8 protein-coding genes are annotated in these 13,056 nt (G+C 41.8%); 3 read left to right on the top strand and 5 right to left on the bottom strand.

What is annotated here, in order from left to right; translation table 11 throughout:
• Positions 1 to 60: 60 nt before the first annotated feature.
• The gene (locus ED557_07805; protein ID RNC83682.1) at positions 61 to 2,052 is read right to left on the bottom strand and encodes an ABC transporter ATP-binding protein; all 1,992 of its coding nucleotides are present in this window, start codon (positions 2,050 to 2,052) and stop codon (positions 61 to 63) included.
• Positions 2,053 to 2,158: 106 nt separating this feature from the next.
• Here ED557_07805 and ED557_07800 point away from each other — a divergent pair, with 106 nt between their 5' ends.
• The gene (locus ED557_07800) at positions 2,159 to 3,244 is read left to right on the top strand and encodes an HlyC/CorC family transporter (protein RNC83681.1); all 1,086 of its coding nucleotides are present in this window, start codon (positions 2,159 to 2,161) and stop codon (positions 3,242 to 3,244) included.
• 76 nt (positions 3,245 to 3,320) lie between these two features.
• Here ED557_07800 and ED557_07795 read toward each other — a convergent pair whose 3' ends face one another.
• From ED557_07795 to lysA, 3 genes are all read right to left on the bottom strand, one after another.
• On the bottom strand, positions 3,321 to 4,127 hold the full coding sequence (locus tag ED557_07795) for a hypothetical protein (GenBank protein RNC83680.1): 807 nt from the start codon (positions 4,125 to 4,127) through the stop codon (positions 3,321 to 3,323).
• A 298-nt stretch (positions 4,128 to 4,425) separates the two neighbouring features.
• Entirely contained in the window at positions 4,426 to 5,787 is a 1,362-nt protein-coding gene (locus tag ED557_07790; GenBank protein ID RNC83679.1) for an aspartate kinase, read from the bottom strand.
• Between the two features lie 249 nt (positions 5,788 to 6,036).
• The gene (gene lysA / locus ED557_07785; protein RNC83678.1) at positions 6,037 to 7,194 is read right to left on the bottom strand and encodes a diaminopimelate decarboxylase; all 1,158 of its coding nucleotides are present in this window, start codon (positions 7,192 to 7,194) and stop codon (positions 6,037 to 6,039) included.
• Positions 7,195 to 7,406: 212 nt separating this feature from the next.
• Between lysA and ED557_07780 the strand changes: the two genes are divergently transcribed.
• Positions 7,407 to 9,497, top strand: coding sequence for an amino acid permease (locus ED557_07780; protein ID RNC83677.1), 2,091 nt, complete (start codon positions 7,407 to 7,409; stop codon positions 9,495 to 9,497).
• 160 nt (positions 9,498 to 9,657) lie between these two features.
• Positions 9,658 to 11,763, top strand: coding sequence for an amino acid permease (locus tag ED557_07775; GenBank protein RNC83676.1), 2,106 nt, complete (start codon positions 9,658 to 9,660; stop codon positions 11,761 to 11,763).
• Between the two features lie 3 nt (positions 11,764 to 11,766).
• On the opposite strand, the gene ED557_07770 is transcribed toward ED557_07775, so the two are convergent.
• A complete protein-coding gene (locus tag ED557_07770; protein RNC83675.1) occupies positions 11,767 to 13,026 on the bottom strand; it encodes a histidine--tRNA ligase in 1,260 nt (419 codons plus the stop codon).
• Positions 13,027 to 13,056: the final 30 nt, after the last annotated feature.

The following is a 13,056-nucleotide window of genomic DNA, read 5'->3' as shown; positions in this document are numbered from 1 at the left end:
ACACCCCACGCGATAAATCAAGAACGCTTGATTTATCGGTCTCCCCTTGAGGGGAGATTTTTATGGGGCTTCGCTTTTTAGCTCTTCTTCTACGGCCTCAATGCGCATGGAATATTCCTCCCATTTGTACATGAGCTCGACCAGAGATTTTTTGAGTTCCTCGTATTCCAGGGTGACTTCCTTCACCTTGTCATTATCCTCATAGAAATCGGTTTGAGCCATAAGCTCTTCAATTTCAATCTTACGAAACTCAGAGGATTCAATTTCTTGCTCTACTTTCTGCAGCTTTTTCTTGATGGGCTTTACCCGTCGATTCAGCTCGTTCCGGCGTTCGGCTTCCTGGCGGCGCTGCTCCTTTTTTGAAAGAGTTACACTTTCAGTGTCTCTGGTTGCTAGTGCCTTATTGTTATTAGTTAATTGTGAATCGGTCTTGCCCTGTTCTTCCTCTTCCTTCTTCTTATCCAGGAAATAAGACACGTTCCCCAAATAAGTTCGGATTCTACCAGGCTGTACTTCCAACACTTTATTTACAATGGTATCAAGGAAAGCTCTATCGTGAGAAACAATCATGCAGGTACCCTCATACTGTTGAATGGCCTGCTGCAAGATATTCTTACTGCTCATATCCAGGTGATTGGTAGGTTCGTCAAAGATGAGAAAATTAGCAGGAGATAGAAGCATTTTGGCGAGTGCTAACCGGCTTTTCTCTCCACCTGAAAGCACCTTCACTTTCTTGAATACGTCATCCCCGATAAACAGGAAACTTCCAAGTATGGAACGTAAATGACTTTCTTTTTGTCCGGCGCCTTCTTCCAACATGATTTCCAGAGGATCTTTTGTGAGATCAAGTTCATCAGCCTGATGCTGAGCAAAATAGGAGGTGGTTACCTTATGTCCTTCCTTTCTTTCTCCAGCCTGAATAGGTTCATTTCCCGAAAGGATGCGAATAAGTGTGGACTTCCCTGCTCCGTTTGGTCCAACCACCGCAATTTTATCTCCTCGTTCGATCTCGAAATCCAGGCCTTCAAAAACGGTGTAATCTCCATACCTCTTAGTGATATTATTGAGATTCATCACCACTTGTCCGCTTCGTTCGGGAGGAGGGAAGCGAAAAGAAACGCTAGCTAGTTCGTCTTCTACCTCGATACGATCAATCTTTTCAAGCTGCTTAACCCGGCTTTGTACCTGACGTGCTTTGGTAGCCTTGTATCGGAATCGTTCTACAAACCGCTCCGTCTCTTTGATCTGCTTCTCCTGGTTCTTCTGTGCATTAATTAGCAGCTCCCGTTCCTCCTCCCACTTTCGCTCATAGAAAGAATAGTTTCCTGCGTAATCGCTCATGGTTCCCTGTCGAATAGCCAGTGTTCTATTCGTGAGCATATCAAGAAAAGCCCGGTCGTGAGAAACAACAATGACCGCTCCATCATAGGTCTTAAGGAAATTCTCCATCCATTGAAGCGATTCTATATCAAGGTGGTTGGTGGGCTCATCCAGCAAGAGGTAAGTAGGATTTCGAAGTAGTAGTTTTGCAAGGGCAATTCGCATTAACCATCCCCCGCTAAATTCTGTTGTTGGTCGATCAAAATCCGATTCTGAGAAGCCCAGGCCCATCAATACTTTTTCAATCTTTGAGCGCAGACTGTAGAGTCCTGAAGTTTCCAGTTGTGTTTGAAGAGAGCCATATCTCTCCATTAATTTCTCATACTCCGATGATTGGGAATCGGTAATAGAAAGCTTTTGCTGTACCGATTTGACCTGCATCTCCAGATCAAACAGCTCTTTAAAAGCTGTTTCTACTTCTTCAATAATGGTAAGGGAAAAATCAGGCTCCACTCCATCCTGAGGCAGATAACCAAGGCTCTCTTCTCCGGCCATCGACACTTGGCCTTTGTCTACTTCCTGAAGTCCCATAATCACTTTCAAGAGCGTTGACTTACCTGCGCCATTAGGTCCTACGAGTCCAATTCGTTCTCCAGGATTTACGATCGTGCTAATCCCATCGAGCAGATTCCGATCGCCAAGTGATAGTGTTATGTTAGTTAGTTGAAGCATTCAGAAAAGTAAGCGCAGAAAATACCTATAAAATCAAACCAAGAGAAAATGATACTCAACAAAAATTTTATAAATAGATACCAATTTTAGTGCTAGTTTTAAGGGTATGGGATTACTCATCTTTTATTTAGTACTCGCTATCGCGGTTTCTTTTCTCTGTTCGATTCTGGAAGCAGTCATTCTTTCTGTTACTCCGTCTTTTATTGCGCTAAAAGAGCAGGAACAGCCAAAGAAGGGGGCATTGCTTCGATCTCAAAAGGAAGACATCGACCGGCCACTTTCTGCTATTCTCACACTTAATACCATTGCACACACGGTAGGGGCTGCTGGAGTAGGTGCTCAGGCACAGGTCGTATTTGGGAATGCTTATGTGAGTATCACTTCAGCTATACTTACTCTTGTGATCTTAATATTCTCTGAAATCATCCCAAAAACATTAGGAGCGATTTACTGGAAATCTATGGCTTTATTTGCAGCGCGGATTATCCGTGTTCTGATATGGCTGACCTATCCATTTGTGAAGCTTTCGAAAGGGATTACAATATTGCTAAGCAGAGGAGAGAAAGAACCTTCCCTGAGTAGAGAAGAATTTTCAGCTATGGCTGACCAGGGAGTTCAGGAAGGCATTTTCGAAGAGGGAGAATCAAATATCTTTAAAAACCTTATTCGTTTTAGCTCTCTGAGAGTAGAGGATATTATGACCCCACGCATTGTAGTGGTGAAGTATCAACAGGAAACCACCATAGCAGAGGTTTTATCAGGGGGAGAGGAAATACAAGTTTCCAGGATTCCTGTATTTGGTGAGACCGAAGAGGATATTACAGGCTACATCCTCAAGATCGATTTGTATTCTAATTTGGCTAATGGAAATGAGTCTAAAACGCTTAAAGAGATAAAGCGTGATGTACTTATCGTACCTGAGCGAACAACCGTAAAAATGCTCCTTGAACGGCTTTTGGAAAACAAAGAACACATTGCGGTAGTTGTGGATGAATATGGAGGGTTAGCAGGGGTCGTAACTATGGAAGACGTAGTAGAGACATTGTTGGGCATTGAAATAGTAGATGAAATTGATGCCATTGAGGACATGCAGAAACTGGCTAGAGAGAAATGGAAGAATCGAGCCAAAAGATTGGGTATTGTAATGCCCGACCCGCCTATCGAGGATGTTGAAAAGAGTGGAGACAGATAAATTCCTCTAACAACTTAATGCAAATAGCACCTGACTATTTTTTAAAGCCAGGTGCCATAAAAAACTATTGCATTAACTAGTTGTCAGAATCATCATGATGGTGATGATGCTCATCGCCGCCTTCACTATGATGGTGATCATGTTCATTGTCATGACCGTCTTCATCGTGATGGTGTTCATGTTCGTTTTCATGCCCGTCGTCGCCATGGTGATGGTCGTGCTCGTTCGCATGTCCATCGTCTCCGTGGTGGTGCTCATGCTCATTTGCGTGTCCATCATCTCCATGGTGGTGATCATGCTCATTCATGTGTCCATCTTCTGCGTGATGATGGTGGGCTTCTGCATTTTCTCCATGATGGTGATCGTGCTCATTTTCATGCCCATCGTCTCCATGATGATGTTCGTGCTCGTTCGCGTGCCCATCGTCTCCGTGGTGGTGTTCATGTTCATTGGCGTGTCCATCGTCGCCATGGTGGTGTTCGTGATCTCCCGAGTGCCCATCCTCACCATGATGATGATCGTGTTCGTCCGAATGTGCATCTTCTGCATGATGGTGACCATGATTAGAATCATGAGTGCCTTCACTATGGTGATGTTCGTATTCATTCGAATGCCCGTCCTCTCCATGATGGTGCTCGTGTTCACTGGAATGCCCATCATCGCCATGGTGATGTTCGTGTTCATTTGCATGCCCATCTTCTGAGTGATGATGCTCATGCTCGTTGGCATGTCCATCGTCCCCGTGATGATGATCATGGAGTTCTTTAGCCATTGCTGCTACCGACTCGGCACTTTTGGCTACTGAATCATTAGAATTGAAAATGTAGAGCATAACCGCGATTGCACAAACAATTCCAAAAACTTTGAAAGGTAGATTTTTCATTATTAACAAGATTCAATCATTGCGTGTAAAAAAAGAAGCCGAATTTGATGGTTATCAAATTTGCAAATCAAACAGGATCAACATGTCTCAATTCATTAAAAATTGAGATATGTCGACCTATTTCGTGTTAGTTATGCTTCCAAATTACATTTTTTAACAGGTCAATAAAACGTAGAATGGTTCTAAATTTGATGTGCAATTACCCATTAAAGCTAAAGCCCATGCAAGCCAGTGGTTTAGTCGGATAGAGGGGCGTGGACGAATGGTCAAATTTTTTGTTAAGAGTCAAAACCTGGTGCTAGAATAACCCTGAGTGCACTTTTTGTGCCGATTCTATCATTCGGTTTTCGGCTACTACAAAACTGAATATTCTCTTTTCCTTGGTGAAGGTGATCATATCCACTTCTTCATTTTCGATCGCTGAAAATACCTTGTTGTTTAGCTCTTCTATGTTAGAAATAGTACAGCCGATTAAACTAACAAGTCCTTTATGTTTTTCTATGGTCACTGTTCCCACTTCTATTAAAGCGTTTGAAAGAGTTTCCAGATTAGTGGAATCAGAAAGGCAGATGGTTACAGAAGCTTCAGTAGTGTTTACGGCGTCTACCGGAAGGCGAAGCTGTTCCAAGGCCTGGAATACTTTAGTAAGAAAAGAGAAGCCCATTACGGTTTCATAAGCACTTACTGTGAGCAAGACCATGTTCTCTTTAAAAGACATGGCCAATACATCTCGTTTATGATCTGAGTCTCTGACAATTAGTGTTCCTTCATCATCGGGCTGGAACATGTTCTTCACAAAAACAGGGATATTTCTTTCCTGGGCAGGTTTAAGAGTCGAAGGGTGCAACACTTTAGCTCCGTAATAAGCCATTTCGGTGGCATCAAAATAACTGAGCTCAGCAATGGGTTTGGCATCAGAAATAAAACGAGGATCGCTGGTGTATATACCGCTTACATCCGTCCAGATTTCGATAGCCTGTGCATGTAATGCTCCACCAATTAAACTGGCAGTATAATCTGAGCCTTCGAAGCCTAGTGTGGTTGTGGTTCCATCTGGTGCTTCTCCATAAAATCCACCAATAATAGGAGTAAAGCCTCCATCCAGTACAGTTTCAAGTGCCCCTGATTTTTGATTGATCAGTCCGCGGTTTGGATTAGCCCTTCCATATTCGCTATCTGTTTTGATAATCTTTTTGGCATCAATGAACTGGGTGAGTAAGTCGACGGCTAAACCACACTGGGCAAGTAAAAAGGAGGATATTTGCTCCCCAATACTTGCAATAGAATCTCTCATTGCCGGAGTAAGTTCACCAGCTTTATGCGTATAGGTTAAGAGCTTAAAAAGGAGTCCAATTTTCTGATCAAGTTTGTGCTCGCAACTTTCTTCAATAAGCGGATTCTTCGGATGCGGATTTTCCTTTAGAAAATTATGGAGGAGACCCAAATGCCTCAGTTTTATTGCTTCCCCGGTAACTAAGGCTTTCTCCAGGTCACCATTTGCTGCCAGTTCCGCAGCTTCAATGAGCTGCCGCGTAGTTCTTGCTGTTGCGGATACAATAACTACTGGGTATTCATATCCGCGAATGATCTCCAATACCTGTTTCCAGGTGTGATGATCATTCATCGAGGTTCCGCCAAACTTGAGTACGTGTATGTTCATCTAGTCTTTATGAAGTTCTGAAAATAAAGGGTTTAAAATCTTATTCCATTAACAAAGAGAAGTTTTGTTCCATCCCCTTTTTATTTTAAAAAGTCATCCTAAGGATACTTCCGAAGGATCTAGTCGAGTACTTACTTCTGACCCACCCCTCAATCCCCTCCGTGGGAGGGGAGGCTCGCTGTTATAGATTTTCTTCAAGTAAAGAGTTCCCCTCTTGGGATTGAGGGGTGGGTTAAATATTGGTTGGCATTACCCCAAATCTTCTGAGAATACGGAAGCAATATGAGGACGGAGGTTGTACTGGCTCTTCATTACCTCACCATAGGCACCGCAACTTCTTATTGCAATGATATCACCCCGTTTTACTTCCGGGATATCAATATCCTTTCGAAAGGTATCTGAACTCTCGCAAATAGGGCCTACTACATCATATTTCTTGGTAGGCTGAGAGCTGGTTAGTACGTCAATTCTGTGCTTGGCCTGATATAAGGCAGGACGTATAAGCTCAGTCATGCCTGCATCAACAACCGCAAAGTTTTTGGTTCGCCCTTCTTTGGTAAATAGCACTTTAGTGATGAGGCTTCCTGACTGCCCAATGATGGATCTACCTAGTTCAAAGTGTAGATTCTGATGACCTTTTAACTGGATATGTTTCTCAAATAAATCAAAAAAGCCTTTGAAATCAGGAGTAGCATGTTCGTTTGGGTGAGAATAGTTGATACCAAATCCTCCACCAACATTAATTACACTAAGCTTGAAGCCTTTATCTTCGATATAGTGATTTAGTTGATTTGCTTTGGCGCAAAGCTCTTCAAAAGGGCTCAGGTTTTCTATTTGAGAACCAATATGAAAGTGGATTCCTATAAGCTTAAGATTCTCAAATTGAGGCAGCCGATCTAAAACCGTATCTAAATCCTCTTCATTAATCCCGAATTTGTTTTCATTCAATCCAGTAGTAATGTAGTGATGTGTATCTGCATTCACATTGGGATTCAGGCGAAGTGCAATTCGTGCTTTCTTTCCAAGCTTTCTCGCCAGCGAATCTATCACTTCAATTTCCTGAGGAGATTCACAGTTGAAGCAAAAGATGTCATGCTCTAAGGCTAAAAGGATTTCATCATCACTTTTTCCTACTCCCGCAAAAGCAATTTCAGAAGGCGAAAATCCAGCTTCCAAAGCTCGTTCGATTTCTCCACCACTTACACAATCAGCACCTAATCCAGCCGCTTTTATGTGTTCAAGCACCTTGACCTGGTGATTAGCTTTCAAGGCATAATGGATATGACACCCTCTGCTTGTTCCATATTTCTCGACTTGAGATAATGTGGCATTTAGTACATCAAGATCATAATAATAGAATGGGGTTTTTAACCCCCTGAAAGAGTCAACAATTTCGTTTGGAAACATTATATATTCGGCTACGCCGCCTTCTTCGATAGTTCGAGTGAGTATAACTAGTTAAATGAGGCACAAATTTAGCAATCCAAAAGGGAAAGAGTGTATTTTTTTACTGTTTTTAGCTATTGCATTCTTTTTATGGAACTAAGAACATGATAAAGTTGATTTCTACACAAAGAGCTAAGCCTTTTTAGCAAAACGAACGTTTCTTTTATATCGAGATGGCCGAATCGAAAAAAAAACTATCTAAAAAGCTTACGCTTTTTGACCTCTATGCAGTAAGTACGGGAGCTATGTTTAGTTCGGGCTTTTTCCTTTTGCCCGGTATTGCTGCCATGGAAACAGGTAGTGCAGTGTATTTAGCATACCTCGCCGCTGCTTTTTTAATTTTACCATCAATGTTTAGTGTAGCAGAGCTTTCTACAGCAATGCCAAAGGCTGGTGGTACTTACTATTTTCTTGATCGTAGTTTAGGTCCATTGATTGGAACAATAGGAGGGCTGGGTTCCTGGATAGCATTAGTTTTTAAAAGTGCCTTCGCCTTGATTGGGATGGGAGCATATCTGACTTTATTCGTCGATCTTCCAATTCTTCCCCTTGCACTGGTATTAACAGTAGCCTTTGGATTGCTTAACATTTTTGGCGCTAAGGAAACCGCATTACTACAACGCATACTTGTTGCTTCATTAGTAGTGATTATGGCCTTCTTTGTAATTCAGGGCCTGAATTACATGTATATAGCTCAGAATCCTTTACCAGAGCTCAGACAACAAGATTTTTTCACTAACGGAATAAATGGTTTCATCTCTACCATTGGATTAGTATTCGTTTCGTACGCGGGTTTAACGAAGGCAACCAGTATTGCTGAGGAAGTCCAAAATCCGGATAAGGTTATTCCTTTAGGAATGATATTGTCACTATTGACTGCAAGTATTGTGTATGTAGTTGGGGTATATATCATGGTAAATGTGTTACCCGCTGATGAATTATTTTCAAGTCTTACCCCGGTAGCCGATGCTGGGAGAGTGATTTTAGACTTTCTGCCCGGTAATTCAGGGCTTTTATTAGTAGTAATTGCAGCAATAGCTGCCTTTGCATCAACCGGGAATGCAGGAATTATGTCTGCTTCCAGGTATCCTCTCGCAATGAGTAGGGATAATTTGATTAGTTCTAAGTTTGGCAGGATTGGAAAATTCAAAACCCCTCACATTTCGGTATTAGTTACTACCGGGGTCATGCTCTTAGTCCTCATACTATTTGATGTAGAGGCTGTAGCGAAACTTGCCAGTGCATTTCAACTATTACTTTTCTTCCTGATTAATTTGTCGGTAATAGTGATGAGAGAAAGTAAGATTGAGGCTTATAAACCTGGCTATAAATCTCCATTCTATCCTTGGGTTCAAATTGCAGGTATGATTATTTCATTGTGGCTGGTTGCCGAGATGGGATTATTGGCCGTAGGTCTTACTGGCACATTAATTATAATCTGCATTGGCTGGTATTTCTATTATTCTCATGGAAAGGTGAAGCGACAAGGAGCTATTTACCATATTCATGCCCGGTTGGGTCAGTTAAGATATGAGGCGCTGGAACATGAGTTAATGACCATCATTAATGAGAAAAACCTTAATACCGCTCTTACCTATGAAGAAGTAATAGCAAGGTCGACGATAATAAAGGCTACCGATCAGCAAACGAATTTTGAACGGCTATTGATGAAAGCCACGATAAATCTTGATCGCAAGGTAAGTGTGGAGCGAACAGTCTTAAAAGATAGCCTTTCTAATTTCGAACAGAATTTTACCCAGTTAAAAGAAGGTGTATTCTTCAAGTATGTACAAGTAGAAGAAGTGAAGATTCCTGAGATGATTGCTATACAATCAAAAGAGGGAATGGTGTTAAACATTGGAAAAGAAGAGCATAAGGCACATGCTATGATTTTCTTGGTTACACCCGCTGACCGTCCTCTTTTGCACATGCGGATTATCGGTCATCTAGCAGAGCTAATTGAAGCGGAAGAATTTTTGGAGCGGTGGAAACAGGCCGAGGGTGAAAAGGAGCTAAAGAATGTACTTCTGACTGATGAGCGTTTTATCCATATTCGCCTTCAGGAGCATACAAAGTCAGAAGAGTGGATAGGAAAAGAGATTATGAATGTAAGCTTACCCGGGGAATGCTTGATTGCCATTATTGAGAGAGACGGGGAAATCGTTATTCCAAAAGGGAAAACCAAGTTAGAATCCGGAGATGTACTATCTATTCTAGGTTATCCTAACGATATAAAGGTACTCAAGGAAGGCCTTGAAGAATAATTACTTATCCAATCTGATTCTGTTTTTTTAAAAGTTAAATTTGATTGGTACTTATCAAATTCGCACTATCTGGAAAAGAAGTGAGTAGATAATGGTTGTTTACTCATACTTCTTTATACTGTTGAATAGATAAGCAATATCATCAGACTTAACTTTTTTTATGGCCCACGACAAATTAGCTAAAGAACTTGGTCTCTCCGACGTATATGCAATCGCTACAGGGGCAATGTTTAGTTCAGGATTCTTTTTGCTTCCGGGCTTAGCTGCTGCTGAGACAGGGCCATCCGTATTTTTGGCCTATCTCGTTTCAGGTATTATCGTACTGCCTACCATGTTCAGTGTAGCTGAGTTGGCGACAGCTATGCCCAAAGCCGGTGGGACCTACTATATTATCGATAGAAGTTTAGGACCAATGATTGGTACAATTGGGGGCTTTGGCTCCTGGATTGCACTGGTTCTGAAAAGTGCTTTCGCGTTGATCGGTATGGGCGCCTATATCGCTATTTTCTATGATGTGCCCATTATTCCGGTAGCAGTAATTCTGACTATTATTTTTGGGATTTTGAACGTGGTTGGAGCTAAAGAGACTACCTTTTTGCAAAAGGTACTTGTAGCAGCACTAGTTACAATTATGATTTTCTATGTGCTTCAGGGTTTGTTCGCGGTATTTTCACCGGGAATGATGGAACAAACTTCCGATCGATTTACTCCTCTTTTTACAGATGGATACTATGGATTTTTTGCAACCGTAGGGATGGTATTTGTTTCCTATGCCGGCCTTACAAAAGTTGCCAGTATAGCAGAGGAAGTAAAAAATCCGGATAGGAATATTCCTTTGGGGATGTTTCTCGCAATCATCACCGCTGTGTTTGTATATGTGGTTGGGGTGTTTATAATGGTTTCAGTGTTAGACCCCAACGAGTTTCGCGAAGACCTTACCCCCGTAGCTACTGCTGGGGATGTGTTCCTTAACTGGTTGCCCGAGCCAACAGGCCTGATTCTGGTTGTAATAGCGGCAGTAGCTGCCTTTGCATCTACTGGAAATGCAGGGATTATGTCAGCTTCCAGATACCCGATGGCAATGGCTCGAGACAAACTGATTAACGAACGGTTTGCTAAAATCGGAAGGCTTGGTACTCCGCATTGGTCAGTATTAGGCACAGTGGTTATGATGCTGATTATTTTATTAGCCCTTAATGTAGCAGAAGTAGCAAAGCTCGCTAGTGCATTCCAGTTACTATTATTCCTGCTTCTAAATTTGGCGGTTATAGTAATGAGAGAAAGTAGGATCGAAGAATATGATCCCGGATTCCATTCTCCCTTTTACCCATGGCTTCAGATAGCGGGAATGATCCTTTCTATTGTACTCATCTTTGAGATGGGTGGATTATCCATTCTGTTTACCATCATTGTGTGCGTTTTTGGAGTGGTATGGTATAAGTATTATGCCGCTGAGAAAGTAGATAGGCAAGGGGCTATTTTTCACGTGCATGCTCGATTAGGAGAAAACAAAGACTCAGGCCTTGAGCGAGAGATGAGGGGTATTTTGAAGGAAAAAGGCTTACGGCAAGAGGACCAGTATGAAGAGATGATTTCTCGATCTGAAGTGCTGGATATAACGAATAATGCAAAGTATTCGGCAATTGTAGACAAAGTCTCGGAGCGTTTTGCTCAAAAATTAAATACCCCTTTAGAAGAACTAGAAACACTTTTTAAGGATTTTGATCAGGAGCATATCATACCTATCGCAGAAGGAGTGGCATTAAATCATGCTAAGCTGGAAGGTGATATCCAACCAGAGATGGTTTTGGTGAGAATTAAAAAAGGACTCGAAACTGAGGATATGAAGCATTTGGCCTCTGATCAATCGGGGTCGGAAACGCTTAGTGCAATCCTGTTCTTAATTAGTCCTCAAAACAACACGGGTCAACATTTGCGAATGCTTGCTCAAATTGCTCAAAAAGTTGGGATTCATAACTTCATAGAGAGATGGAATGGCGCAGAAACTGAAGTTGAATTGAGGGAGATTTTACTTAGAGACGAACGTTTTATTCGTATTACTCTAAAGCCTGAAGATGAAACGAATCTGTTTATCGGGCAGATGATCAAAGATATCAGACTTCCAGGTCAGAGTTTGATTACTATCATTCACAGGCAGGGTAATATTGAAATACCCCACGGTATCACAGTACTTCAAGAAGGAGATGAACTTTCCATTATTGGAGATAAGGAGGATATAAAAGCACTCCAGAAAATGATAAGCTAAAACTTAGCTCGATAAGAAAGAGAGGATTTGATCTAATGAAAGAGATTCTTCGCTGCTTTCCTTCATATTTCTAAAAGTAAATAATCCTTGTTCCAGCTCATTGTCTCCTACAATCAATGTATGCATGGCGTTTTCTCTGTTGGCATCTTTCATTTGTGCACGCATTGACCGGCCCTGGTAATCCATTGTAGCAGAAACGCCGACTTCTCTAAACTTGGAAAGAGTTTTTATAGCCCAGTTTCTGGCGGTATCGCCAAGGGTAATGATATAAACATCAATGGCTTTCTCTTCAACAAGGCCAATTCCCAGTTCTTCACAGGCAATGAGTAATCTTTCCATTCCTGCCGCGAATCCTACTGCTGGAGTGGGTTGCCCTCCAATTTCTTCAACCAATAAATCATAGCGACCACCACCAGCCAGTGCATCCTGTGAACCAAGGTCCGGGCTTGTTAGCTCAAAAGCAGTACGGGTATAATAATCCATACCACGAACCAGTAGTGGGTCTATGGTATACTCAATATCCAGCGCCGTAAGGTATTCACACACTTGTTCGAAATGAAGTTTAGATTCTTCATTTAGGTGATCACTAATTATCGGGGCATTCTTTATAAACTCTTGGTCTTCTGGCTCTTTCGAATCCAGGATACGCATCGGATTTTTCTCAAATCGTTGTTGCGAAAGCTCGCTTAATGTATCGAAGTGTGGTTTTAGGTAATCTCGGAGTACCGTTTTATAAGCATCTCTGCTTTCCGGATCTCCAACAGAATTAATCTTCAAACTGAAATTTTTGATTCCAATACGCTGATAAATACGCATCATAAATGCCATGCATTCTACGTCGGCCACCGGGTTATCAGTTCCAATAATTTCTACACCAAATTGATGGAACTGACGCTGCCTGCCTTTTTGTGGTCGTTCAGCTCTAAACATGGGTCCGATGTAATAGAGTTTTTGAGTCCCTCCTCGTTGTGCCAGGTGATGTTGTACGAATGAACGTACTACAGGAGCGGTAAGCTCAGGCCGGAGTACGTAATTGCTATCTCCTTTTGTAAATGCGAAAATCTCTTTAGTTACTATATCTGTTAATTGACCGACTCCACGCTTAATCAATTCTGTTTGTTCAAGAATGGGAGTTCTAATCTCTTCGAAATTGAATTTAGCTGCTTCTTCATGGATAATCTGCTCGAGAGCTCTCCAGGTTGGTGTTTCATCAGGGAGAATGTCGAACATTCCATGATGGGTAGAGTAGGTAGTTTTAGCCATGTATTAATCGCAAAATTTATGAGGAGAGAA

The organism is Balneola sp. (assembly GCA_003712055.1).
Classification (GTDB): domain Bacteria; phylum Bacteroidota; class Rhodothermia; order Balneolales; family Balneolaceae; genus RHLJ01.
The sequence above is the reverse complement of the archived record's forward strand: the minus strand, read 5'-3'. Positions and strand labels throughout refer to the sequence as shown.

What these genes read in the sequence shown, in the direction of transcription:
- ED557_07805 (RNC83682.1), bottom strand. Translation starts at nt 2,052, where the DNA reads ATGCTTCAACTAACTAACATAACACTATCACTTGGCGATCGGAATCTG.
- ED557_07800 (RNC83681.1), top strand. Translation starts at nt 2,159, where the DNA reads ATGGGATTACTCATCTTTTATTTAGTACTCGCTATCGCGGTTTCTTTT.
- ED557_07795 (RNC83680.1), bottom strand. Translation starts at nt 4,127, where the DNA reads ATGAAAAATCTACCTTTCAAAGTTTTTGGAATTGTTTGTGCAATCGCG.
- ED557_07790 (RNC83679.1), bottom strand. Translation starts at nt 5,787, where the DNA reads ATGAACATACACGTACTCAAGTTTGGCGGAACCTCGATGAATGATCAT.
- lysA (RNC83678.1), bottom strand. Translation starts at nt 7,194, where the DNA reads ATGTTTCCAAACGAAATTGTTGACTCTTTCAGGGGGTTAAAAACCCCA.
- ED557_07780 (RNC83677.1), top strand. Translation starts at nt 7,407, where the DNA reads ATGGCCGAATCGAAAAAAAAACTATCTAAAAAGCTTACGCTTTTTGAC.
- ED557_07775 (RNC83676.1), top strand. Translation starts at nt 9,658, where the DNA reads ATGGCCCACGACAAATTAGCTAAAGAACTTGGTCTCTCCGACGTATAT.
- ED557_07770 (RNC83675.1), bottom strand. Translation starts at nt 13,026, where the DNA reads ATGGCTAAAACTACCTACTCTACCCATCATGGAATGTTCGACATTCTC.